Origin of the sequence: Lysinibacillus sp. CNPSo 3705 (assembly GCF_028674935.1) — a bacterium.
Taxonomy (GTDB): Bacteria; Bacillota; Bacilli; order Bacillales_A; family Planococcaceae; genus Lysinibacillus.
Genome location: NZ_JAQZSD010000024.1, coordinates 13966 through 38904 on the forward strand (window position 1 = coordinate 13966; position 24939 = coordinate 38904).

Annotated in this window: 28 protein-coding genes and 1 pseudogene; 17 read left to right on the forward strand and 12 right to left on the reverse strand. The window is 35.0% G+C overall.

Annotated elements, in window-relative coordinates; translation table 11 throughout:
- Nucleotides 1-45 precede the first annotated feature (45 nt).
- The 5 genes from PVA17_RS12180 (at nt 46) to PVA17_RS12200 (ending at nt 3041) form a co-directional block, all read left to right on the forward strand.
- Nucleotides 46-681 carry a class I SAM-dependent methyltransferase gene (locus tag PVA17_RS12180; protein WP_274067837.1) on the forward strand — a complete coding sequence of 212 codons (636 nt, stop codon included), beginning with the start codon at nt 46-48 and terminating at the stop codon, nt 679-681.
- A 526-nt stretch (nt 682-1207) separates the two neighbouring features.
- Nucleotides 1208-1606, forward strand: coding sequence for a MarR family winged helix-turn-helix transcriptional regulator (locus tag PVA17_RS12185; protein WP_132358166.1), 399 nt, complete (start codon nt 1208-1210; stop codon nt 1604-1606).
- Entirely contained in the window at nt 1606-1953 is a 348-nt protein-coding gene (locus tag PVA17_RS12190; RefSeq protein WP_132358164.1) for a DUF3147 family protein, read from the forward strand. The genes PVA17_RS12185 and PVA17_RS12190 overlap by 1 nt, the downstream gene beginning before the upstream one ends.
- 11 nt (nt 1954-1964) lie before the next feature.
- A complete protein-coding gene (locus PVA17_RS12195; RefSeq protein ID WP_274067838.1) occupies nt 1965-2450 on the forward strand; it encodes a GNAT family N-acetyltransferase in 486 nt (161 codons plus the stop codon).
- Nucleotides 2451-2576: 126 nt separating this feature from the next.
- Nucleotides 2577-3041 carry a hypothetical protein gene (locus PVA17_RS12200; RefSeq protein ID WP_132358160.1) on the forward strand — a complete coding sequence of 155 codons (465 nt, stop codon included), beginning with the start codon at nt 2577-2579 and terminating at the stop codon, nt 3039-3041.
- 136 nt (nt 3042-3177) lie between these two features.
- Here the strand turns inward: PVA17_RS12200 and PVA17_RS12205 are convergent, their stop codons facing one another.
- The 3 genes from PVA17_RS12205 to PVA17_RS12215 all read right to left on the reverse strand — a co-directional run bounded on the left by PVA17_RS12205 (nt 3178) and on the right by PVA17_RS12215 (nt 5548).
- Nucleotides 3178-4362 carry an MFS transporter gene (locus PVA17_RS12205; protein WP_274067839.1) on the reverse strand — a complete coding sequence of 395 codons (1185 nt, stop codon included), beginning with the start codon at nt 4360-4362 and terminating at the stop codon, nt 3178-3180.
- Nucleotides 4352-4840 carry a MarR family transcriptional regulator gene (locus tag PVA17_RS12210; RefSeq protein ID WP_274067840.1) on the reverse strand — a complete coding sequence of 163 codons (489 nt, stop codon included), beginning with the start codon at nt 4838-4840 and terminating at the stop codon, nt 4352-4354. The genes PVA17_RS12205 and PVA17_RS12210 overlap by 11 nt, the downstream gene beginning before the upstream one ends.
- A gap of 360 nt (nt 4841-5200) precedes the next feature.
- Nucleotides 5201-5548 (reverse strand): hypothetical protein, encoded by a 348-nt coding sequence (locus tag PVA17_RS12215; protein WP_132358154.1) that lies wholly within the window; start codon nt 5546-5548, stop codon nt 5201-5203.
- Nucleotides 5549-5867: 319 nt separating this feature from the next.
- Between PVA17_RS12215 and PVA17_RS12220 the strand changes: the two genes are divergently transcribed.
- Nucleotides 5868-6377: a hypothetical protein gene (locus tag PVA17_RS12220; RefSeq protein ID WP_132358152.1), complete on the forward strand. Its 510-nt coding sequence runs from the start codon at nt 5868-5870 to the stop codon at nt 6375-6377.
- A 194-nt stretch (nt 6378-6571) separates the two neighbouring features.
- Here PVA17_RS12220 and PVA17_RS12225 read toward each other — a convergent pair whose 3' ends face one another.
- Nucleotides 6572-7105 carry a hypothetical protein gene (locus tag PVA17_RS12225; protein ID WP_132358150.1) on the reverse strand — a complete coding sequence of 178 codons (534 nt, stop codon included), beginning with the start codon at nt 7103-7105 and terminating at the stop codon, nt 6572-6574.
- A 226-nt stretch (nt 7106-7331) separates the two neighbouring features.
- Nucleotides 7332-7540, reverse strand: a pseudogene (locus tag PVA17_RS12230) (transposase); the annotation flags it as partial.
- 740 nt (nt 7541-8280) lie between these two features.
- Here PVA17_RS12230 and PVA17_RS12235 point away from each other — a divergent pair.
- A complete protein-coding gene (locus PVA17_RS12235) occupies nt 8281-9066 on the forward strand; it encodes a lipid II flippase Amj family protein (protein WP_274067859.1) in 786 nt (261 codons plus the stop codon).
- A 115-nt stretch (nt 9067-9181) separates the two neighbouring features.
- Complete coding sequence (locus PVA17_RS12240) at nt 9182-9541, forward strand: hypothetical protein (protein ID WP_274067841.1); 360 nt, start codon at nt 9182-9184, stop codon at nt 9539-9541.
- 590 nt (nt 9542-10131) lie between these two features.
- Here the strand turns inward: PVA17_RS12240 and PVA17_RS12245 are convergent.
- Nucleotides 10132-10596, reverse strand: a complete 465-nt coding sequence (locus PVA17_RS12245; RefSeq protein ID WP_248718998.1) for a hypothetical protein — start codon at nt 10594-10596, stop codon at nt 10132-10134.
- Between the two features lie 129 nt (nt 10597-10725).
- A complete protein-coding gene (locus tag PVA17_RS12250; protein WP_198516187.1) occupies nt 10726-10866 on the reverse strand; it encodes an aspartyl-phosphate phosphatase Spo0E family protein in 141 nt (46 codons plus the stop codon).
- A gap of 551 nt (nt 10867-11417) precedes the next feature.
- Between PVA17_RS12250 and PVA17_RS12255 the strand changes: the two genes are divergently transcribed.
- Entirely contained in the window at nt 11418-12050 is a 633-nt protein-coding gene (locus PVA17_RS12255) for a hypothetical protein (RefSeq protein ID WP_274067842.1), read from the forward strand.
- Between the two features lie 581 nt (nt 12051-12631).
- On the opposite strand, the gene PVA17_RS12260 is transcribed toward PVA17_RS12255, so the two are convergent.
- Entirely contained in the window at nt 12632-13186 is a 555-nt protein-coding gene (locus PVA17_RS12260; RefSeq protein WP_274067843.1) for a GNAT family N-acetyltransferase, read from the reverse strand.
- An 883-nt stretch (nt 13187-14069) separates the two neighbouring features.
- Between PVA17_RS12260 and PVA17_RS12265 the strand changes: the two genes are divergently transcribed.
- Complete coding sequence (locus tag PVA17_RS12265; protein WP_274067844.1) at nt 14070-14564, forward strand: GNAT family N-acetyltransferase; 495 nt, start codon at nt 14070-14072, stop codon at nt 14562-14564.
- A gap of 78 nt (nt 14565-14642) precedes the next feature.
- On the forward strand, nt 14643-15062 hold the full coding sequence (locus tag PVA17_RS12270) for a GNAT family N-acetyltransferase (RefSeq protein ID WP_274067845.1): 420 nt from the start codon (nt 14643-14645) through the stop codon (nt 15060-15062).
- Between the two features lie 54 nt (nt 15063-15116).
- Here PVA17_RS12270 and PVA17_RS12275 read toward each other — a convergent pair whose 3' ends face one another.
- The gene (locus PVA17_RS12275) at nt 15117-15854 is read right to left on the reverse strand and encodes a class I SAM-dependent methyltransferase (RefSeq protein ID WP_274067846.1); all 738 of its coding nucleotides are present in this window, start codon (nt 15852-15854) and stop codon (nt 15117-15119) included.
- A 331-nt stretch (nt 15855-16185) separates the two neighbouring features.
- Here PVA17_RS12275 and ccsB point away from each other — a divergent pair, with 331 nt between their 5' ends.
- Nucleotides 16186-17355: a c-type cytochrome biogenesis protein CcsB gene (gene ccsB / locus PVA17_RS12280; RefSeq protein WP_132358133.1), complete on the forward strand. Its 1170-nt coding sequence runs from the start codon at nt 16186-16188 to the stop codon at nt 17353-17355.
- 364 nt (nt 17356-17719) lie between these two features.
- On the opposite strand, the gene PVA17_RS12285 is transcribed toward ccsB, so the two are convergent.
- The 3 genes from PVA17_RS12285 to PVA17_RS12295 form a co-directional block, all read right to left on the reverse strand.
- On the reverse strand, nt 17720-17920 hold the full coding sequence (locus PVA17_RS12285; RefSeq protein ID WP_053592785.1) for a cold-shock protein: 201 nt from the start codon (nt 17918-17920) through the stop codon (nt 17720-17722).
- 218 nt (nt 17921-18138) lie between these two features.
- On the reverse strand, nt 18139-18765 hold the full coding sequence (locus PVA17_RS12290; RefSeq protein WP_132358131.1) for a response regulator transcription factor: 627 nt from the start codon (nt 18763-18765) through the stop codon (nt 18139-18141).
- The gene (locus PVA17_RS12295) at nt 18758-20950 is read right to left on the reverse strand and encodes a sensor histidine kinase (RefSeq protein WP_274067847.1); all 2193 of its coding nucleotides are present in this window, start codon (nt 20948-20950) and stop codon (nt 18758-18760) included. Before PVA17_RS12295 ends, PVA17_RS12290 begins: the two co-directional genes overlap by 8 nt.
- A gap of 207 nt (nt 20951-21157) precedes the next feature.
- Here PVA17_RS12295 and PVA17_RS12300 point away from each other — a divergent pair, with 207 nt between their 5' ends.
- The 5 genes from PVA17_RS12300 (at nt 21158) to PVA17_RS12320 (ending at nt 24879) form a co-directional block, all read left to right on the forward strand.
- Nucleotides 21158-22078, forward strand: a complete 921-nt coding sequence (locus tag PVA17_RS12300) for a hypothetical protein (RefSeq protein WP_132358127.1) — start codon at nt 21158-21160, stop codon at nt 22076-22078.
- A 73-nt stretch (nt 22079-22151) separates the two neighbouring features.
- Nucleotides 22152-23129 carry a thymidylate synthase gene (locus PVA17_RS12305; protein ID WP_132358125.1) on the forward strand — a complete coding sequence of 326 codons (978 nt, stop codon included), beginning with the start codon at nt 22152-22154 and terminating at the stop codon, nt 23127-23129.
- A 773-nt stretch (nt 23130-23902) separates the two neighbouring features.
- A complete protein-coding gene (locus PVA17_RS12310) occupies nt 23903-24103 on the forward strand; it encodes a hypothetical protein (RefSeq protein WP_132358123.1) in 201 nt (66 codons plus the stop codon).
- A gap of 45 nt (nt 24104-24148) precedes the next feature.
- Nucleotides 24149-24355: a thymidylate synthase gene (locus PVA17_RS12315; protein ID WP_142507970.1), complete on the forward strand. Its 207-nt coding sequence runs from the start codon at nt 24149-24151 to the stop codon at nt 24353-24355.
- A gap of 113 nt (nt 24356-24468) precedes the next feature.
- Complete coding sequence (locus tag PVA17_RS12320; protein ID WP_274067848.1) at nt 24469-24879, forward strand: Rrf2 family transcriptional regulator; 411 nt, start codon at nt 24469-24471, stop codon at nt 24877-24879.
- The last annotated feature ends 60 nt before the right edge of the window (nt 24880-24939 follow it).

Consider the following 24939-nt stretch of genomic DNA (forward strand, 5'->3'; position numbering starts at 1 on the left):
TCCACTATCAAACTCGTAATCGCTGGAAAACTTAGGAGGACTATTATGCTATTAAATCAACAAGGATTTAATTTATGGGCAGATGGTTATGATAAAACGGTTCAGCTAAGTGAAGAAAGCCATCAATATCCATTTGCAGGATATAAAGCAGTATTAAATATGATTTTTAACGAGGTCATGTCCATTCCAAATTCAACTGTATTAGACATTGGATTTGGGACAGGAGTATTAACGGCAAAGCTTTATGATAATGGTCATACGATCCATGGACTCGATTTCTCCTCGAAAATGATCGAAATCGCCAAAGAAAAAATGCCTGAGGCTAACTTAATGGAGTGGGATTTAGCACAAGGGCTGCCATCAGAGCTCCTTCGTCAAAAATATGACGCTATTATTAGCACCTATGCGCTTCATCATTTTACCGATGAAATGAAAGGGCACTACATTACAGCGCTATTGCAGCAACTAACACCTGCAGGCAAAATTTTTATCGGCGATATCGCGTTTGAATCAAGAAAGCAGCTTGAAAAATGTCGTCAAGACAGTATTGATTATTGGGATGATGATGAATTTTATTTTGTCCATGAGGAAATTAGCGCCTTATTAAAAGGAGTATGCCAATTAGATTTTTATCCAATCTCGCATTGTGGTGGAGTTTTTGTACTTTCGAATCTTGCATAGGAAGATGCTTACATGATTATTTCTGATTATTTATATGGTGAATTCGAAATAGATGATGTGTTAGCGGAACTTCTTTTGAGTAAGCCGATGCTGCTGAAGAAAAATTTCAACAGGGTGTGTTTGTGAAAATTATATAAGTATATCGATAAATTAGCACTTTTTCGGTAGAACAAGGAAGGGGGTGTCAGTAGACAGCCCCTTCGCTTTTTTGCTAACAGCTTTGAAAGTACCACTTGCAGTACTTATACATGAAATAGAGCATGCTTTAGGTGTTTATTTTATTTACTAAAGATAAAGACTATTGTTGATTTGTCTAGCTGTCTTTATGGAGCATGAATTTGGAACCCTTTTTCTTTTTACAGCTATTCCGATCATCTAGGCAAAATGGTTTACAAAAAATTTCGTAACCATCTGAACAAAATCTAGATTGAAAAAACTGAAAATATAAAATTTTAGCTATCTCTTTAAATATATCGTTCATTTCGATATAATCTATTTAGACGATATATTAAAAGGAGTAAATTTAATGATTAAAGAATTAAATAACTATTTTACATCAATTTATTACCATCTACATACAACGCATGAAGAGTCTATTTCGCATCAAAGCGTACGTATTTTACAGATGATTCACAAGGAAGATGAAGTAACTGTCCGTGATATTGCTGAGTTGCTGAATATTTCTCAAAACACAGCGTCAGAACATATAAAAAAGCTAGAGCGTAATGGCTGGGTGAAAAAGGAGCGATATATCGAAGATCAACGCAAAGTATATCTACATCTTACAACGGAAGGGCTTCATATCTTAAAGAAAAACACAGAATTAGATGATGACAAACTACAATATGCCCTAAAGCAGCTGTCAGAAGAACAACAGCAAACAATTTTACAGGCGTTTCGTCTATTAAGCGAGGTGTCTAAATAATGTACACATTAGTAAAAATTCTTTGCTCTGCAGCCGTGATTGGTATTGTTACAGAGGTTGCTAGAAGATTTCCTTCCTATGGCGGTATTATTGCTGCACTACCTCTTGTCAGTATTTTAAGTATCATTTGGCTTACTGTACAAAGCGAGTCGAGTGAACATATTCAGCGCTTTACGGTTGGAGTAATCGTTGGACTACCAGCTACAATGTTTATGCTATTTGTTATTTATATGGCGATGAAATCATCGATCCATATCGTGTTTGCCATTGGACTAGGAATTGCTTCGTGGGCAGTATTTCTAGGTGTTCAAAAAGCCATTGCTAGTGTATTTAATTTTTCAATTTAGGAGAATAGTAGATGACAGTCATTCCAATTCAGCAATTACATCAAAATAATGTGTTACAGTTTTTTAAAGAGCATTGGGGAAGTACAGAAATGGTTATTTCCAGTGGGATATATGACTGTAGTAAATTAGATGGCTTCGCCTATGTGGATGAACAAAACATGCTGTTAGGTCTCGTGACGTATATCATTCGTGATAAAGAATGTGAAATAATTTCCCTTGATAGTATTATGGAGGGAAAGGGGATTGGTTCATTACTTGTCCAAGCTGTTGAACAGCATGCATTCGAACATGACTGCACAATGATTACGCTCATTACGACAAATGATAATTTGCAAGCGTTAAAATTTTACCAAAAAAGGGGCTATCAGTTAGTCGAAATCATACAAAACGCAGTCGAGCAAGCAAGAGCATATAAACCTGAAATTCCTTTACTCGGCAATGATGGGATTCCGATACGTGATGAAATACGATTAGTAAAGCAATCTGGCTTATCATGAGTCAGGTTGTTTTTTCTCTATGTGAAGAAGTTGATAGGTAAAGAAAAATTCCCACTGTTTATTTTCGAGGTTTCATCACCTACGATTTCTCGTTATACTTATGGGAGTAAGAAAGTGAGGAATGAAATGAAAAAATTATTATTTGTTTTATTATTTAGTGTTCTAGTAGTGGGAGCGGCCTTTATTATTTATTTAAAAAGCAATCCACCACTTGTCATGAATAGTTATACGAATTCTACAGATGGTTCAACTACAAAAATCGTAGAAATAGAGAATAAAGGACTACGTGACATAAAGCTTCGGCAAATACTCATCGACAATAAAGTGGCTGAAAATGTTGAGCTCGTCGTGAGTAAGTCGGAACCGTTTGAAGCCGAAACGAAGCTAGTAGGTAATCCGAATATTACATATCATAAATTAAGGCAAGTAAATATTTTTCCAAGTCAATACATAGATCGCAAGGCCATCGGAAAGCAGCCGCAGCATTATGCAGTGAAGGTTAATGCACCTAAAATAAAAAAAATCACGATTAAATATGAGTATTTAAAAATGCCATTTACTTTAACGGCTGAGTTACAAGCTACTAAATAGAATGCAACTATAATTAGCGGGGTTTTATTTTCTAGAAAAGTGCAAGAAATCAACGTTTCTAAAAGTGATTTCTTGCGCTTTTTAAAGTTTTATCTTTACCTTATTGAAGCTATATATCCGTTGTCTATTTATTTGTTTATGAAGCACTCCTGCTATGAAATCTTTTAAAAGGTATTATGGAAACCAAGAGCAGTAAAACACCAAACAGCACAAATAAAGCAGAACTAGGCAGTACATGATATAGTGCGGGGGACATTCCACCAAGCGCCATACCTAAATAACGGACGAAGTTAAAAACGCCTAAAGCTGTTCCTCGATGCTCGCTGTACTCATTGCTAATAAGCGTCGAGAAAAGGGGGGCGGAAAATCCAACGATAATTCCATAACCAAATAAGATAATGCTTAACCCCACAAGTGATTGAGTGTGAAATACACCAAATAGTATGACCTGCAAAGGCATAACCATTAACAGTAAGATAAACAAAGTATTTAAGGATATTTTTTTCTGCAACCTTTTAAATAACATACTTCCGACAATCATGCTGACTGTCAAAGGTAAATATAATAATCCAATGAACTGTAAATTTATATGATAATGATCATGGAGCAAGACAGGCAGATAGACAAGAATTGCAAAATAGATGAAAAATACTAAAAAGCTAATGATCATAATACTTGTTCCAATGTAATGGGAAAAGACGGCCTTATATGCATGGATAAATCCGTTGGATGGTATTTTGTCGGCTTCATTCTGTTTTTCACTTGGCAGTAGATAAACAATGAACATCAGCAAGGAAACTGCCATGATCAAAAGAAAAAGGAAAATTCCCTCATAACCAAAAAACTCTCCAATAAAACCTCCAACTACAGGTGAAACAGCTGGTGCAAGGGTTAGCAGTATTTGATACGTTCCCATGGCACTTCCTCTTGCTTCACCTTCAAATAACTGTGCAATCATACTAATTGCAACTAAAGGAATTATCCCGGCCCCGATTGCCTGAATCATTCTGAACAGCGAGAACAACGTAAAACTGTTGGTGTAAGCACAAAAGACTGCTGATACGCCCATCAAAAAAAGACTAATGAGCAATAATCTTTTTTTATTTTGATGTTCAACCACAGTTCCCAGAACAATTTGGATCACTGCAATAATAAAGATAAAGCTACTGACCGTAAAATTTACCCAGCTGATGGATACTTCAAATGAATCCCGTATAAGGGGAATGATTGGTGTATAGATGTTCTGGCTTAAAGAAGCAAAAAACGTGCTAATACTCAAGGCATATAAGACAAACGATTTTTTTGCATATTTAGTCTCCAAATGGAACGTCATCACCTTTAAGTTTGTCAGTCATCATTTCTAAAAAAGTGATAATGGTTTCTAACTCGTCGGTATTGAAACTATCCAATAGGCGCAGGTATTGATTTCTTGCCTTCTCATGCAACTGATCGTGGATAGAGGCAAGTTGCTTTCCTAAATCAGTAAGGAGATAGTGAACTTCTTTTTGATTGGTCTCCTGTCTCGTCTCGACAATAACATTCTTCTCTAGCATTTTTTTGATTGCCTTTGTAATGGCTGGCTTGGAGACGTTTAACGTTTCCGAAAGGGATGTATTATTCGCAGCTCCCTGTGCGTTGATGGCAGAAACAATGTGTAATTGAGTAAGCGTCCAATCCATAACAATGGAGTTTTCCTCATTTTTTTTACGGAAGCTTTTCCTCTTTTGGACGGCTTCTCTTTCTTTGATAAATTGTTGTAAAGCATTTAACGCTTCCATTTTTTTGTCTATATGATTCAAAATGTATCACCTAACTTTTTGTGTTTTTGTTAACCGGTTAATAAAAATAGTTTACCAGTTAACAAAAAGAGGTGTCAAGTGTAAATTAACTAATAAACAATAGGCGGGATTGTTTAATAAATGTCGCTGTTTTCTTAAACTTTTTTTGAGGAGAAGAGATTATTTTCGCGCTACATGATGGCTAACGGGGTGCTTTAGGGGAATAAGAAGGATCTTAATAATCAAACTTTTAAATAAAACAGTTCCTAATTTAAAGAAAGCCAATGTTTTGCTCAAACTTCAAAACGTTGGCTTTATTTTATACAGTGAAATCAGGCGTTTAGAGTGATTTTTATTCAAACTTTATTATAGTTCAACATATCACTTTCTTTTTTTTATTTGTAAATTGCCCTTATTAAACATAACGAGTCCATTGAATCGCTCATAAAAACCATATAGCGGATATAACAGTCCAAGGAATACGATAAAGGAAGGTATTTTTTCGATAACAGGGATTACGCCTGATAGGAAAGATCTTAATGTTTCTGTTAAGAAAATAAATAAAGGAATGATTGCAATCGTACCTATTAATAGAAATGGGGTTACTTTTGTCTCTTTTAATTTGACGTGGCAATGTGGACATTCCATAGTAAATGGTGATGAAAAATCCTCAAAGTCTTCAAGCGTTATTGCTTCTTGACAGTCTGGACAAGGTATAGATGTTCTCATAAATAAATCTCCTTAAAAACGAATTCCCTTTAGTATAGTTGAGAATACTTCCAAAAGTAAGCGGGAAATATTGGAGTTGAGAAGTTGGAAATTCAAAGAAAAAAAGATAAGTGTCGGGTTCCATAAAACTTTGCTGGGGAAGTCCACTGAACCGTTAAAGAGGGATAAAGCTTTGAATGGCTAATAAGCTATATACTCGTTTTATGTCTTATCAATTATGCCCGTGTCATTTCATAAGATTGTTTGATGAAAAAATACTATTACTACTAATATATGATAATCTAATAGTAACATTCATTGAAATGTTAGGAGGGACTAAATGGGGTTTGTCGTCTTCGGCATAGTACTTGTTATTTGTATTTTTACTGTGGTTTTAGTGGTTAATAGGAAGCATTCAAACGGGGATATTAAATTGGAAGTAACGGCTGTATGTGAAGGAAAAAATGAATTAGATCAAGCTATCATAAAGATATATTTTACATTTTCGATAGGTAAACTGGCACATCGTAAAAGAGAAATAATGGGCAGTATTGATTGGTCAAAAGGATGGATGCCTGTTTGCTATAATTTGAAGGAAAATGGAGTCTATAAGAACGAAAGATTACTCTCTGCTACAAATGAGAAAACGTATACAACCTTCGAAATCAACGCTACAAACGCGATAGATCCTCTGGGACGAGGTGAGGGGTATGTTGTATTAAAATTAGAGGACCCTATTTCTTCAGATAAATCTAGCGCAGGTGTGATTCTTGTAGTAACAGCCAATATGGTGACCTATCAGCTGTCTGATTCAACTAGCTGGAATAATGACTTTGCAATTAATCATTAAATAATAAAGCTGTTTTCTCAAAGATTGTTGCTGTTAAAGACAGATTTTAATCTACAAAATGTGTAGGATAAATCTGTCTTTTCGGTTGATATTTCGTGAATCGAAAATTTAACGAAGGCTCTGGTTAGTAGAAGAAAAAACATTCATTATTTTTAAAATATTTAACTTACTTAACTTACTTCTATGTAAAATAACTATTTTCCTCGTGGCCAAATGAAATATGAAATAGATATGATAAAATCAATTCCCAGTACTAAAGACCATACTTTTAGTGTTTCAAAAAGTTTAGAGCTACGGTCCGCATCATTTACTAAGTATATCAATATTAATAAAAATCCTGCACCGATGATATATGCGAACAAATGCTGAAAAGACCCTTTCAAAGAATTACGAGCATATGCGAAACCAGTCTTTTTTTCAGGTTTTGTTCCCTCTTTTTTTATGTAGTATAAGAACCTTTCATCAGCCCAACGAACGATACTCTTTCCAAAAGCAATCGACACACCTAAATAGATAGCAGCAATTGCGTGAGACGTAGTTGCATTTCCACCCTTTAATAGATCTATAGCGGTTACGATTAACAGAAACAAATCAATCACGGGTGTTAGAAGTAAAAAGAACGATCCCATTTTTTTAAAGTTATATACATAACGTAAAGTTAGACCGAGTATTATAACAATCCAAAAACCAATTTCTGCTGCGATAATTGACCAAGTAATAAAATTCAATTAACCACCCCACACTTTTACTTACAAAAAATCTAGTAGTATAAAAACATATTGTATATTATATTAAAAGGAGAAACAATAAAAAATTCCACCTTTTAGCAAATTTACCGTATTAATTCAGCGAAAATCTCTTTTTGCTTCGCTAATTGAATAACAGTAAACCACTGAATCCGCTTCAAAAGCATCTGATAAATGGTGCTCTTTGCCTTTTCTTATTGCTTCAATTGGTAGATATACGAATTTTTAAAGAGACTGAAATCTTCGATAATGTAACACCGTTTATCATCATTTTAATGTACTTAATTCATTTTCCAGATAATGCGAACCTGAAAAAGGTGTATTTGTCATATCAATAAATGTTTTTCCACAATCATTACATAAATATCTTTGTCTAGAACGATATTTACCATTACGATTTACGGCAGTACTTCCACAAAGAAGACCATTACTGAACGCCTCCTAAAAATGCATTATTCAGTATTTTCAAGAGAGCAACAATCTATACGAAAACTAAAAAAGCTATTCGTTAGGATTAAAGTACCTAATGAATAGCTTTTATGTTTGGTAGGGTAATAATGAAACCTATTCAAGTTAATTTCGTAGAATATTAAAAGGAAGGAGTATCTTTGTTGTATTCGGTCCTCTACTATCATGAAAAACCTTGAGAAATAGACAATTAAGAGTAATTATAAAATATGCTGCTGAGGTTCAAAAGCACATCGCTATCTTAATTTATGGCAATCAGTTAGATGAATTAATTGCAACTGAGGAAAGTTGCGACGACTCAAATAAATTTAATATAAGGAACGATACATATCCATGCCGATGTGAAAAGTTCCCAAAGGAAAAAATTAAATTTTTGAATTCAGATGGACGATGAGTAGCTTTTTGAAGCGACGATCCAATGTTTAGATGGTACACATGTCCGAATTCATCACAAAGGACTGAGAGCCAGTAGAAGGGAGATATTTTTAAGGAAGAGGAGTCAGATGATAGGGAGTTGTTAAGAAGTAAAATGCAAACGCTTTCTCTATCAGCGACAACTCCTCGTGAAGAATCGGAAGTATATGTACGAGATTGGCTTAAACGATTACTAAAAATAATACAAGAGTGAATACCAATCATCAACCGAAAAGAAGGGACTAGTTTTGGATATTTTGACAGATAAATTAATAATGATTGGTTTGTTTATTCTCATCATTCACTCGATAGAGACACTTGCGTATGCAGTGCGATTATCGGGTGCACGTGTAAAATTATTAGCCTCTGCATTATCATTGTTCAATGTCATGGTCATGTTTTCAAGGCTAGCAAACATGATGCAGCAGCCTTTTACCGGAAGTCTGACTGACACAGCATCAAAGGAAAACACATTGGCATTTGTGGAACAGCAATTCCGTATTCTTATTGGCGCAGCTTCATTAGGTACATTGGTAGGTATTCTATTATTGCCAACATTTGTAGCGCTATTTTCAAGGGCTATTATTCATTTGTCTGAGGAAAGAGGCTCCATTCCAGCATTATTTAAAAAGGGTTTTAGTATTGACTATCTCAAACGGGGAATAAAACATATTCATTTGCCAAGCTTTTCTTATTTAAAGGAGATTAGCTGGCGTAACATCCCCATTAAATTATTTATCGTGAATGTCGTTATAACGGCCATCTATACAATTGGTGTCTTGTCTGCACTTTACGCCTCTTTATTAGTTCCTGAAAGATCGAATACTGCTGTGATGTCATCAGGACTTATTAATGGTATAGCGACAATGTTGCTCATTATATTTATTGACCCTAAGATCTCCATTTTGGCAGATGATGTGATCAATCAAAGAGGCAGCTACTTGAGTCTTAAACGAGCATCTGTAATGATGATGGCATCAAGACTGCTAGGCACATTTTTGGCACAGCTATTATTTCTACCAGGAGCAAAATATATTGCTTGGTTTACACAATTCATGTAAGGGGGATATACATTGATGATAATTATTCAAGCCTAATAACAGCTTTTTCTATGAATTAAGAAGGATAAAGCGAAGTTAATAAGATAACTTTCAAAGAAAGGAAAATCGATATTTAATGAAAAAATTATGCTTCCTAATTTTAATGATGTTTGTGTTAGTTGCTTGTAGTATGAACCAACAACAAGAGATCCATTACATAGCGAAAAGTGAGCACTGGAAGGCCGTATATCATAGTAATACCGACGAGGGCTTACAACTTTTCTATCTTGGGGAAGAGGGAGATTTAGGTGGTTTAGAAATAACGATAGAAGGGTCTAAAGAATCACAAAATTATATTGACTACCAGGTAAATAAAGATAAACAGTTAATTTTAAAGAAAAAAGAAAGTGCGAAAATATTTAAAAAGGATGCTGCCCCAACCATTCACATTAAGTGGCAGTCTCACAATGAGACGTTAGAAGTACGAAGTGGATGAAAACTTAGTATAGAGAATGAGGGGAGCGAAATGAAGATGAGCTCTGTGATATATACCTTCGCTTGAACACAGACAGTGCTAAAAATAGAATATGCAGCAAGTACATGGTTGTTACACAAAAAGAATATTAATTGAGCATTATGGGATCGTGGCTTCACCTCAACAAGTAAAAGATATACACATAAGAATATGTACAGCATAAAGTGGAAGCTTTACAAAATGAACAAATCCGTGTAAGTATTGACGATCGACATGGAAATAAAATTTGTGAAACTCAAATGAAAAAATACTTTATATTTTAGTGCTTAGTAATAAAGAAATGGATCGTCAACATGTCACTGTTCCGTAAATATGGGTAGCAAGCATTAATTGAAAAACCATTGCAACAGCAAAAGCAAAGGGAATTAAACAATTTAGCTCGCCTTTAGAGGGAAGTCATAACCCTCTAAAGGCGAGCTAAAAATATGAAATAAATGTTGTAATATTTGTTTTTTGTAAAATTTACTTAAAAATGTTGGTTTTTTCTTAGATTTTGCTACTATTAATCAATTTTCAAGCATACAATAAATTAAACAACAAACGAAATAGATTTAATTGGCGCTGTTCTTTTGATAATTACTTTCTCCTAAAAGGATAGTTTGTGTCTCAGCGTCAATGACCAGGTATTTATGATAAGTCTCCTGATTATTTTGCTTAAAGGATGCTAAAAAATATACTTGTCGATTGGGATGAATAAAAGTATGTTGAGAGAGGTCTATTTTTTTACGTATAAAATTTGTTTTTAGATGAAATGTTTCTTCAGCCTTCGGTACGTCCTTAAAGGCTATTTTTTGACGAATGTTTAAGGTAGCATCGTTATATTCCTCATAGATTGTCCTGTCTAACTGATGGTAAAAATCATTCTTAGTACGAAATGTCTGATATTGATTATTAGGATATTTATAAGATGTAGTTCCAGAAGATTTGCAAAGAATCGGTGCTGAATTTTCTACTGAATCTTGAGGCTGCTGTAGTAAAAAGCTTGAAACGACCAATGATAATAAAAACATCTGCATTTTTCGGCCTCCTTTTCCTGTCATAAAGAAGATATCCCATTTTTATGTTACTTATACGTATCTTTACAACAACAATAGGAATTGGGTGTTTTAACCCGGAACCTACTATACAGATTATTGAAAATAGTTTTAGCTAGCTTTATTGATCGCTTTTGAATATTTATTTAGTAGGACATCTAATTCTTGACTACAATCTACCACGCTAGGATGGGTAAAACCTAAATCCATAGCCTTTTTATACATATCTTTCCTTTTATTTTCAATCTCCATCTTCAAGAATTGTTTAAACGATATCTTAACCAAAATCTTTTCCCCCTATAATTTTTTCTTCATATTCTTGAAATACATTGACCTCGATTCAACTTTTTCATTGTATCTCACCTAAAACGAAAAATATGTCACATTGTGTATAGGTTGAGAAATTCGTAATTTAGTCATAGAAAAATATATTCATAATTATATAGTCGAAAAATAAGGAAATCCAGTACTGAGTATTTTGGTCTATAAATATTTCCTTTTATTGTATTAATAATATATTTCATTACCCATAGCATTAAAATATTACGGTTTTTTTTTGGCTGTATTCAAGAATAGGCAATGGTTGAAATTTAATAGATTTGCTCCTTTTTTACTATTGAAAACTATGTCGATATTTATTGGAATTTTAATGCATTTCGTATCTTGTCACAATTTATCAAATAAACTTCTTTGTTGTTTGTTATTGAGGAGATTTCATGTTGGTTGATCATGTTGAGAATTTTCGAAATAAATGGAATGATGGGTGAATAGAGTTTGCATAATTGCTATGATAGGGGAGGTTTATGATGTTGAAGGTAAGGTTGCCATTATTAAGTATTATGATCGTTACTAGTTTAATGCTATTAGCATGTTCAGAAGAGAAAAGAAAAGCAGGAGAATCTTCAGAATCAACAGTGGTTACTAACGATTCGGTTCAATACGTGGAACAATCAAAACAAACGCTTCCAACTATCGATAAGCATTATGATTTTACATATTTAGAGAAATTGCCGGAGGAAAAAAGAGTGTTATATGAAGACTTCTTGAAGAAAGGAAATAGTAATAGTCTAAAGACTTTTACACCAGAGGAAATAGTGTTAATTATGATGAATTTAATATTTGAGCATAATTTTGATAAACTCTATGCTATTACTTACAATAACAATGAGCTACCAGATAAAGAAACTTTTATAGCAGAATATATAGATTATTTATTAGATGAGGATATTCAAAATTATTTAATGTACAGATACTACGATAGTATTTCTTTGAATAAGGATTCTAGCACTGAAAGTATAGCAATTGTTCAATTAGAGATAATTTTTGGAAGCTCGCACTACGGTAAGACATATGCCTTATTAAGAGAGGATGGTATGTGGAAGGTTGACCTATACAATTATATAAAAGAAAAGAAGGCAAAGTCTGAAGAACAATAGCGGGAACTACAATGACTGCCTATATTTTGTAAGACATGCGCATTCTCACTATAACGCTGATGAGGTCAATCACCCGCTTTCTAGTAAAGGGCTGAGGATAGGGATCGTGTACCTAGATTATTTGAAAATAAAAATATTCATACGATATATTCAATCATATAAAATGGCCATTCAGACGATGGAGGGCCCTTGATTTTTGACGCTGCCATTCATCAAGTGAGGAGTCACTCGAATTTCGCATTTGAGGGTAGAGAATCCAATGAAATTGCAAAGGAACGAGCTATTACCACCTTGCAATATTATGGTCTTAATGGTGCAATATTTGGGATGTTTATTTTAAAAAAACTTTCAATCCATTTCGTGTAGGAGGGGCTGGGACAAATGTGTTTAAGCCGACAAAATACCGAACTATCCAATGAAACTCTTATGAAGGGTTTCGGAATAGTTCGGTTTTTCTAGTTATCGTGTTGTGTGAATTTAGAAATTATTCGACTTAATAAAGGATCCATTTCGGCCTCTTGGTTCATTTTATTGAGAAATATTCTAAATTTACCGAGAAAACAAAATATATTCAACAACTATTATCCTATTTGATTCCAATCTTCTCGTAATAGACCAAATAAAACTACATCATGAAATTGACCGAAGCGGAAAATCTCATTGCGTAGAGAACCTTCTTTTGTAAAGCCGCATTTTTCATAGGAACGAATAGCTCCTTTATTAAAGCTGAAAACTTGAAGCTTAATTTTATTAATGGAAATATAATTAAAAATAAAATGAATAAGAGTTTTCATAGCATCGGTTCCAAGCCCTTTGCCGTGCCATTGCTCGCCAATCGAGATACCTACAAAGCAAGTACTGTTTTTCCAGTTGATTCCATAGACGCCACAGGAGCCGATAAGCTCATTTGAAGACTTTTCAAATATACCGAAAATAAACTCCTCTTTTTTTCCACTAATACTTTGAAAGAATGAAGCGTGATCCTCAAAGGTGTTTGGAAAGGGAATATCATCATTGGCAAGTAACAACGTATTTTTTTCGCTTTCGATTTTTACAAATGCCTCCAAGTCCGAAGAAGTCATTTGCTGTAAAGTAATAGATTGTCCTGTAAGAAATTCATTAAAATAATTTTCCATTTGTTTTCTCCCTTGTTCAAGGGCTGCAGTTAGAGTTTACATCCCTTGGATTATTTGGTGTATAAACAAAACATCTACTGCAATCTCTGCGCTCATATGCCCAACTCCTTTAGTTTAGCTATCATTATAGTAGCATTTTTGGTAATTAGTAGAAACAATTGTTTTTAAATGCTCTTTACCATCATGTGGACTTGATTTCCGTTCGAACTGGTGCTTTGTACTGACGCTGCGTTAGCATTAAACTTTTACACAGAAAACATTTGCTTCGCTACAGGCGGTCTCATCTGTGACGCTAAGATCTGTTCTCAAGGAGTAGCCTAGTCTTCATCCTAATCAGCGTAAATAAATGTAATCTCTTTAGTGATGAATCTATTAATTATAGCTTTGCTAGTAGGGCTTAATGCGTTTGGCTATCATTTCCAATTCACAAAATCGTCTATGCACCAAGTATCTCAATCTAACAGACATTCTTAAGTAGTTCTTCTTTCGACTCACTATTGTTAAGAAGTCGTTCATTAACGACATTAAATTCCTTGAAAGAGGACCTTTTCGTCCGCTAATATCGACATGGCTTCCACTGCATTTGGACAAACACAAAATGTTTCGATATCGATATCTTAATCTACTAGTAAATCATACGCTGTAGTGCGACTACATTTGACCAATTGTATGCTATTTTCAGTTTCTTTTCGCTTTAAAGCTCTCTCTAAATTTACACCTACTCTCACAATAAAATTGTAAATCATGTTAGAATACATTATATTTGTCATTTATTATAGGGTAAAATCTCCCATGAACGTGTTGAAACAGAACTAAGAGCGGTTTTTAAAGGGGAGATTAATGAGGTAGATTACTAGGATTAAAGATGTAAAGGAGAGCTTTGATGAGATTACAATTTTATGAAGAAAAAGATGAGCATTTAATTGAACGATATACGATTACAAAGGAGCAGCTTCGTTATACGATGTCTCCGAAAGAGAGCATTGAACTAGTGATGCAGGATGAAAATCGTCATGCCGTTCTTGTATTAGATGAAGACAGGCTTGTGACATTTTTTGTATTGCATGAACATGAGGGTGTCAAGCCATATTCCTCTAACGAACAGGCGATTTTAATCCGTGCCTTTTCGACAGACTTTTATGAACAAGGGAAAGGCTATGCGAAAGCAGCATTACAACTTTTGCCGGACTTTGTGTTGACGCATTTTCCTTATATCAATGAGCTTGTGCTAGGGGTTAATTTGCCGAATACTGCTGCACAGTCACTTTATAAAAAATGCGGATTTGTCGATGAAGGAAAGCTGGCAAAGGGGTTTAGGGGTGAGATTAAAGTGATGAGTTATTACATAAGTAAAAATAGTAGAGACACGCTTGATTAAAAATGCTGTACTTGTAAGAGGAAGGAGTCTAATTAATTTAAAAAATTTCTCGTATATAAAAGAAATGAGGGGACAGATTTGACAGACTTGCTGGAAGCGCGTATAGAGCATTTTGATGAAATTTGTGCAATTGATCAAGAAGTAATTGGAGATTTTTCGCGAAGGGACTATTTGCATACAGCTATTAATGAAAAACGATGTATCATTCAACAAACTGAAAAAGGTATTGCGGGTTTTCTCATTTTTACAAATGATTTTTTTGACAATAGCTTCATCTCATTAGTTATTGTCAAACCAACTGAGAGAAGAAAGGGTATTGCCACAACATTATTAAACTTTTATGTGGAAATGGCAGCCACTCCAAAAATCTTTTCTTCTACTAACCAATCAAATACTAGTATGCAAAAGGTATTTGAAATGGCGGGATTTATAGAAAGTGGGTATATTGAAAACTTAGATGATGGTGACCCAGAAATTATTTTTGTGAAATTTAAGTAAAGACTAGACAAAGGCAAGTCTCGCAGTAGAGTTACGACTACGAGACTTGAAAAGTTATTTTCTTGCTCTTATTAATAAAAAAGAAGGCCTACGATGCTCTTTTTCTAAGGAAGGCAGTTTTTCAACAGCCTCTGAATCAGGAATTGGCTCTAGCATTTTTTCTATCGTCAAGTCATGTTCGATCAATGTATTGATGATTGTGGAAATGCTACGGTGATATTTAACAACACCATCCACAAGCCATGGCCGCTCACGCAAACCTTCATCATGGTAATTGTCAATTGCGTAATGGCTCCTATTGCCGCTGTCATCATAAAGCCAATTATCCTCCGTTGTTTTACGAGCAGTAACAATCGGATGCTCTACAGAAAAAATAAAAATGCTACCAGGACGAAGCATTCTAGCGATTTTACCAATGACTGCACTAAAATCCTTTATATAATGTAAGGAAAGAGAGCTTGTTATACAATCAAAGCTGTCAGGAGCTGCCTGATAATCTTCTATTGCTCGCAAATAATAGTCTATATGCGGATGAGCATGTTCACATTGAGCGATTGCCAGCATATTTTCTGAAACATCAATAGCTGTTACATGCTGTGCGTTATTTTCTATACAATAGTATGCAAATTGTCCCATTCCGCAGCCGATATCAAGTATCTGTAAATTAGTTAAATTAGGAAGTAAGGATTTTAACGCTGGTTGTTCAAGCAAGTTATTGTAGTTATACGGTGCTTGACGGAGCTTTTTATATTGATGGAAAAATTCCGGATGGTCATATATATTTTGTTTCATGGTATACCTCCACTTGTCTCACATAACGTTATGTAACATTTGCGCATATTTATTGTCACATATTAACCAAAAAAGAAATAGACTATTATTTCAATTTTTAGTAAGATGTAGGTAGAATGATGCCAACTTTTGTAATTTCCCATCTATCGGATTGTATAGATGGTTTTTTTGATATGAAGAAGTCTTTTCTGTATTTTCGCCACAAAAATGTAACAATTCTGAAAAATAATATTATTTAAAGGAGAATGATGGCACTTATTTTCATGAATCACGTTATTTTTATTGGGAGTAATTATGCGGTTTCCCAAAAAATACATTGGAGGATGTTGCATTGAGTAAAGAATCATTATTAAGTTTAAGTAGTAATTCATTGTTCGTGGCATTTATTTTACTACTAATCGCTATTATACCGATTGGACTTGCCGTAAAATCAAAAGGAAAAATGTTTGGAAAAGTCGGGCTTCTACTTACATATATTGCTTTTGCTTTACAACTAGTGTATTTCATATTAAGGTGGCTTGCTGTTGATCATGCACCTGTAAGTAATATGTATGAGTTTATGACGTTCTTTGGTATCATGCTAACTGGTAGCTATTTAATCATTCATTTTTTATATAAGCAAATTGTTGTCGGTTTGTTTACCATCCCTGTGTCATTAATTATTATCGGTTATGGAAGTGTTTTTACAAAAACGGTTTCACCACTTGTTCCATCACTGCAAAGCAATTGGTTAACGATTCATGTTATGACAGTTGCATTTTCAAGTGCTATTTTATCGATTTCGTTCGCAACTGGTATTATTTATTTATTAAGAACATTAGATATTTCTAAATTCTCGCTTAGTGCACTCTTCTTAGAAATTGTTCTGTATTATTTAGTTGTTGTGATTGGCTTTATAGTTGTTGCCACATATTGTGACATAGCGGTAGATAAAGTCGAGGTTCAATTTGAAAATAAGCTAGATAAGGTGGAAACAGCCGTTTATACGATGACACCGCTAATTGTCAATAAAGATGCAGTAACAACTAGTGGGGATCAGGTCGGCCTTTTACAGATTACAAATAAGGTAGATGCGAAGAAATTAAATTCAATCGTATGGGCATTTATCGCCGGTACAATTTTATATGCAGTGATTTTCCTCATTACGAGAAAACCGTTAATTGTTTTATTAAAGCCATTAACCAATCGTGTACAACCAACATTAATGGATGAAATTACATATCGAGCTGTTGTGATAGGTTTTCCGCTGTTTGCTTTAGGTGGACTTTTGTTTGCCATGATTTGGGCGCAAATTGCCTGGAGTAGGTATTGGGGCTGGGACCCTAAAGAAGTATGGGCACTTATTACATTTTTATTTTATGCAGCGTTCCTTCATTTCCGTCTTTCCAAAGGCTGGGAAGGGGAAAGGACAGCTTGGTTAGCGATTATTGGCTTTGGCATTATCGTGTTTAATCAAGTATTTGTCAATTTAATCATTGCAGGTTTACATTCTTACGCGTAAGGATGTTGTAAATGGAATGTAGTGAATATGTTGAATGGGCTAATGTTCTGTATTTCTCATGAAATGCAAGATTAAGCATTGTGAGTCTCACACGGTCGGAAGGTCAATATTTCGCATTACTTGTACATGGTGTTGTCTTTGTTGTAGCAACGATTGTGCTATAGTAGCTTTCATTTAAGTGGATAGCGCATTAGGGAGATATGCCTGCACTTGTATAAGGGCTAATTCTTTCTGCATTTTGGAACGTTGACTATGATATACGATCTTTCAAATTTGAAGCTGTACAAATAAAATAACCGTAAAAAAGAGACATCCATAATTTGGATGTCTCTTGGATTTTGCACTGTTTATTCTAAAGCTAAAATTAAAGCTTTACAACATTAGTTGCTTGTGGTCCGCGGTTTCCTTCTTCAACGCCAAATTCTACTTTTTGGCCTTCTTCTAAAGTTTTAAAGCCATCTGATTGAATGGCAGAGAAGTGTACGAATACATCATTTCCACCTTCTACCTCGATAAAGCCAAAACCTTTTTCCGCGTTAAACCATTTTACTGTACCTTGTGTCATGTGAACAACCTCCCAAAAAAATTAAACAATCATATTGCTTCGATCACTTGCAAAAAAACACGTATTCAAAAGCTCGTATTACTTTTGAATACGTGATTTTAACGGCTAAGATGAAGTAATGTAATTATTGTTTTTATTATATAACAGTACCCAATATTTATCCAGTATATTCCGCTTTTTGTAAGAAAAAATTTACATTAAAGCTATTTTCAATATAATTAGTTGATCCACGCCTTCTCTTTAGCGACAATGACTGCCTCAGCACGTGATTCTACGTTTAGTTTGACAAAAAGTTTGGATAAATAGTTTTCAACAGTGCGCTGCGTGACCCCAATAGCTGAAGCAATTGCTTTATTCGTACAACCTTGTGCGACAAGCTGTAATATTTCTTGCTCCTTGTCGCTTAGTAAAATCTCTTGCTGCATATTTGGTAAATTGATGCGCTGCTGTACAAAATCTAAAAAATCAGCTGCTAGCAGGATCTCGCCTCTTAGTGCGGCTTCAATGGTTTGAATAACTTGCTGTTTCGTGGCAAGCTTTGATAATAATCCATCGACCTTTTTTTCAATTAGTAATTCGTAATAATCGGAAAGCTCATAGCCTGTGTAGAGTATAATCAGTGCTTCTGGTTGCTTTTTCTTAATCATTTCCGAAAGCTGGATACCGTTGACTGGCTTCATATTTATATCGATTAAAAATAATTGAAAAGCTTGAGCGTCCATTCTAGACAGAACAGCGGCACTATCCTGCTCTGTGTCTATTTGGACATTTGTTAAATCCTGTAATAATGTTTTTGTACCATCTAAAACGACAGGATGGTCATCTACAATAAGAATATCAATCATATGATTCCACGTCCTCTTGTATTTGAATAAAAATTTGCATTCCTTCATTTTGACTGGAGGTTATCGTGATGTCGCCATTAAAAGCACGGACTCGTTCTCGAATTCCATTAATGCCCATTGAAGCGGAAGATTGCATTAAATCTTCAATATCGCAGCCAATACCATTATCTTCGTATTGAAGGGTAAAGCCGCGATCGATCACTTGTAGTTTTAGTGATACTTCAGTTGCCTCGGCATGCTTAATGGCATTATTTAAAAGCTCCTGCACAAGTCGATAGACAACTAAATGTAAGGTTGCATCCTGAAATTGGACGCGTTCTATTTGGGCGTTTAATAAAAAATCGGCACGTATTTTTACCTTTTGAATGAGTTTTTTTAAGGCGATTTGAAGCCCAAATGTATCCAGTAATGGAGGGCTTAAATTCTCACAATACTCACGTAAATCCTTCGATGCATTTAGCAATTGCTCTCGAATATCTAATACCTTTTCTTTATTGATAATAGGCGCACTAGCAATTACATCTAACTCTCTCCCTAAATGAAGTTGTTCCTGTAATATAGTGTCATGTAATTCTTGCGCTAAAATACTTTTTTCCTTTTCAATGATATTCCATAATAACTTATCGAGCCAAGGAAGCTGAGTATCATTGCTATCCTTCATAAGCCTTATTTCACTTATTAAATCTTCAATGAGCTTTAAATTATCAATAAACATTGAAACATAGAGCGCAAGTAACTCTAACCAAAGAAGCTCCTCTTTTTGTAATGCATGTCGAATGGTTAACATGATTTTCTCTTCACCTGAATCATGTAATAACAGATGCGTCATGTTATCCACTAAGTTGACTTCACCGCGAGAGAATGGCGTATCTTCTGTTATTGTTGTAATCGTAAAAGCTGTAGTACCGAGCTTTTCTGTTATCTCATATTTGAATTGCTCTAGTAATTCTTGCTGATCTTTTGCCTTACCCATACGATTAACGGCAGCATATAAATTATGTACATAATTACCAGTAGATGAAAAAATAATCTTTCGATACTTAAAATCAAGCTGCTCCTTTATATAAAAACTAGCAATGATAATGAGGAATATAAGGATAAAGACGCTCGTAATTTGAATAATTGATAATGTGTCAATAACCAATATGGTAATGCCTGTTGTTAAGATTAATGCACTGAAAAAAGCAAGTGTTGAATAATAGCGCAAACGAGATAATTGATATTCAATATCGAATAATCGTTCGTTCACTTGAATGAAAATAAAAGAAAAAGGAATAAACAATAAAAATAATGCAGCTACCTCAGCATGTAAAATAGGGTTTTGACCTAAAATTTCGGGTATAACGAATAATAGTAAAAATGGCAAAAAAGGCGTAATAAATGCAATGGTGATTAGACGGATTTTTGCCAGTTTAGTTCGTAAATAACTCGTTAGTAAAATATAGATAGCATAAAGAACAAGAACAGCAAATATCGTTAAATAAATTAATGCTGTTATTACCCGAAAATCAGAATTCATTCTCATTATGAAATTACAGCAAGGTATAATAAGTAGTAATAAATAAAGCCATTTGGTATTGAGGTACGGCCATTCTAGATGTAGGTATCGGAAGTAAAATTGTAAAAAGTGAATAAAAAGTAATATGCATAATACGATACCAATACTTATTACTGCTTCTCCAATTAAATTTCCTCTACTCGAGGCCCCGCAACTTATATAGGTCAAAGAACAAGTTAATAAAAATAATGTTAGTAGACTAGTTAGTTGATTTTCTTTATTTTTTTGCAATAAATAGATGGCAACACCTAAAGAAAGAACAAAATAAAACAGCGGAAAAATAATTTGCAAATAAAATTCTTCCGGATTATCTTTATGCTTAGCTTTAACCGAATGAAATTCACCATTCGTCTTCATAAACGTTAATTCCTTAGCACCTCTAACGATTGAATCGAGTTGGATTGAACGTATATTTTCTGCAGGAATGCCATCAATTGTCAGTAACATATCACCTTTTTCAATGTTATTTTGCTGTGCCCATGTTGGGTAATAGAACTCAGTTATGACTGGTTTTTGGCTAGTTGTGTCCACTAAAATACCAAGTAAAGGGATTCGCATTGCCACTATGAGCACATAAATACCTAGTAATAGGTAGGTTATGAAAATACTATAAGTCCATTTACTCATCGTTTTCTCTCAATTATTTGCATGATAATATGGCCCCATTTCAATCTTAATTACTATTTATTATCCATAATTTTTGGTAATTTTGGAATACCGAAATAAGGAGTTTCGGAAAACCACTATTGCCTTTTCGGAAAAACGAAGTAGTTTTTTCGGTGTTGCCTATGATAGTTTAAATCTAGCATATGTGACGAAAAGGAGGAGCGTTGCATGAAAAAGAAAGGATTGCCAATAATCCTTTTTTTTCTAGTCGGCATAATGTCGTACCCGATGACAATAATCGCTAAGGACTTTGAGAATGATGCGGTGAAAGTTGATGTTTGCATTATTGGGGGGGACAATCGTTTTGTCTATAAGATTCCTAAGCATTTACATAAAGATACGCCGTATGCTGAGATGAAGAATAATATTGAATCTTCCTTAGAAAGTCATTGGAAGATCGGGGATGCTCGTTATGAAGCTCACCAAACAGATGTTACGTATACTTTTTCCATTAAAGATTTAATTAATGAAAAACACAATGGGCAAATGAAGGTAGCGATACCCTATACTTTTTTAGTAGGGATGTTTGGTGAAAATGATGCTATTCAATTACGCATTTTGGCAAGCAAATTAATCGACTGGGAAGCCAACTCAAAGGATTGGGCAACGCTCGGCTTTGTGGAACCGCCCACTAATTTTAGTAAGCAGGAATATGTTTATGAGGGAGCGGTTAACAACCTACTACTGCAGCGGGTCGGACATTTTAATGGCACGGTTATGAAAGGGCAAATGGTTCTACATAGTGTTATTTATTTTAGCTTTATTATTGCACAGCTTTTCGCCTGTATATTTTTATCAAGACGTTTAAAAAAGAAAATTATAGAAGATCCAGAAAACATGCATCAGTTTCGAAAGCTTAACTATATGTACCAAATCATTCCGTTAATGATTATCGGTGTGCAAATTATATTTCTAGTCATGTCAGGCTTATTGACTGCATTTAGTGTCTACTTTACTCCAGGGATAGATCTTTTACTGATTATCGTCCCTATTTTATTTAATATTATTTTATTACCAACGTTTTTTTTCACAATTGAGCGTGAAATCGCAAAAGAGCTAGAAAACAATTACTTTGGCTCTGATATGTAAATATTGTTTTTATATTTGGGCGTCCTAGATGTTATAATGGTCAACAGCATACTTGAAGGAGCTGTTGATTAACATGGCGCATCCAGAAATCGCGTACTTAAATTTACTACAACATATATTAGAGAGTGGCGTTAAAAGGGAAGATCGAACAGGTACTGGTACATATAGTGTATTTGGCTATCAAATGCGATTTGATTTAAGCGAGGGCTTTCCTCTTTTAACGACTAAACGTGTACCATTTAAACTTGTAGCAAGTGAGCTACTTTGGTTCATAAAAGGGGACACAAATATTCGTTATTTACTGCAAAATAATAATCATATTTGGGATGAATGGGCTTTTAAAAAATGGGTTGAGTCCGATGAATATTCAGGTCCTGACATGACAGACTTTGGTCGCCGTTGCTTAGTGGACGAGTCTTTCAATGCAGACTACAAAAAAGAGTTAGCCTCATTTTGTGAGCGCGTTTTAACAGACGATGACTTTGCACGTAAATACGGAGAACTAGGGAATGTTTATGGCAAGCAATGGCGTAATTGGACAACATCAACTGGGGAAAGCATCGATCAATTACAAGATGTAATCGATCAAATCAAACACAATCCAGATTCACGACGCATTATTGTCAATGCATGGAATCCAGAAGATGTTATTAATGCAGGAGCAAAAGGCAGTAAAGCCGCCTTACCTCCTTGTCACGTAATGTTCCAATTTTATGTCGCAAATGGAAAATTAAGCTGTCAGCTAATGCAAAGAAGCCTTGATACATTATTAGGCTGTCCATTTAATATTGCCTCATATGCATTACTGACACATTTAATTGCACATGAATGTGGTTTAGAAGTTGGCGAATTTATTCATAGCATTGGGGATGCTCATATATATTTAAATCACGTGGAGCAAGTAAAAGAACAGCTTTCGCGCGAGCCTAAGGACCTACCAACCTTAAAAATTAATCCAAATAAAACGTCAATCTTCGACATGGAACTCGAAGATCTTTCCATTGAGGGCTATGATCCACACCCGACAATTAAAGCTCCAATTGCCGTTTAAACTAAAGCAGCAGCCATTTTGGTTGCTGTTTTTTTAAAACAAACTAACTACGAGCGTCGAGTAGAATAGATGGGGCGACGGAAGAACTGGCAGAGTGAGGAATAGCGGGCAGAGCGAAAGGAGAGTAGAGGTGAAGTGACGGGAAGTAAAGGCAAAGCGAAGGAAAGAATAGCTCAATCGACGGATAGAAGAGTCGAAGCGACGGAAAGAAGCAGCCGAGTGACGGAAAGCAGAGGCTAAGCGACGGAAAGAGATTAGAGCGACGGATAGAAGAGTCGAAGCGACGGAAAGAACTAGCCGAGCGACGGAAAGTAGAGGCAAAGCGAAGGAAAGAGATCAGAGTCACGAAAAGAAAGTGCAATGTGATAGATAGAAGAGTTGAAGTCGTGGATAGAACCAATAGAATCGTGGATAGAAGAGCCGAAGCGTGGATAGAATGGCCCAAACGACGGATAGAAGGGCCGAAGTGACGGAAAGAACCAGCCAATCGACGGAAAGCAGAGGCCAAGCGAAGGAAAGAGATCAGAGCGAAGGAAAGAATAGCTCAAACGACGGAAAGAAGAGTCGAAGTGACGGAAAGAACTAGCCAATCGACGGATAGAACTATCAAATAGCAGGATATTACCGCCAAAAGAAAGAGTCTTAATTTATTTTAAGCTAAAACCCTAAGCACTTTATATGAAGGATATTTAAATTCATGAAAATTTTACCGATATAAGTTTTAATCTGGAAGTCCTAATAAAAATTTAGAGGTGAATGATGTGAGGAGATCGTTGATTTTTCAAATAGACGGAAGAGGGTGTGAGCAGCGTTTAAGGACGAAATTGCTGACCAATACTCCTCAACAACAAGAGGAATTTACTCTTCAACATGAGCTACCACACATCTCTACAAAATTAACACAGGAGCAAATACATAAAATGATGCAAGTCGTTGAGGAAATTCGCCTGAAACCTTATAAAGAAAGACTATAAATGTAAGCGCCTTCTAAGCTATAATAGCTGAGGAGGTGTTTTATTATGAACGTGATCTTTGTAGATTCGGTTTTAGGTACAGAGCTTTTGCAAATGGTGTCACACGATGTGGCGGGTATATTGGCTGCGGCACAAGGTGAAAGTGTGACGTTTCCAGTTGGTCATTTTAAGTATGAATTTCATAACTTAGACTTTTATGAGGAAGATGGAGAAATACGACAAGAATTAGTTATTTACGTAAAGCAGTTATAATTATCGTATAATACTCTGATAATGGTAAAAAATAAATACAGGTGCAAATAGAGCAATTTGCTTGTTTTTATTTAATCCTGTAACTATAATAGTTACAACAGGTGGTGATACATATGGTGAACAGTCGATATTCGGTAGCGATCCATATACTTTCGCTCATTGCAACAACATCTGATAAAAGCCAGCTGACGTCTGATTTCATCGCAGGTAGTGTCAATACAAATCCAGTTGTCGTGCGACGAATGATCGGGGTGCTTAAAAAAGCAGGCTTGCTTTCGTCACAACCAGGAATTGCAGGCTATGATCTATTAGTGGAGCCAAAAGATTTAACGCTATTAGCCATTTACCATGCGATTGATGGGCCAGAGCAGCTTTTTGCGATTCATGATGAGCCAAATCCAGCATGTGCGGTTGGTCGAAAAATCCAACGGACATTGGAGGGTGTTTATACATCCGTTTGGCATGCAATGGAAGAACAACTACAAGCACAAACTTTACAGAATGTGCTAGATCAACTTCGTTAAAATCAACGAAGTCGGTCTTTTGTATCCAACCTGTAACTTAAATGGTTACAAATGAAAAAT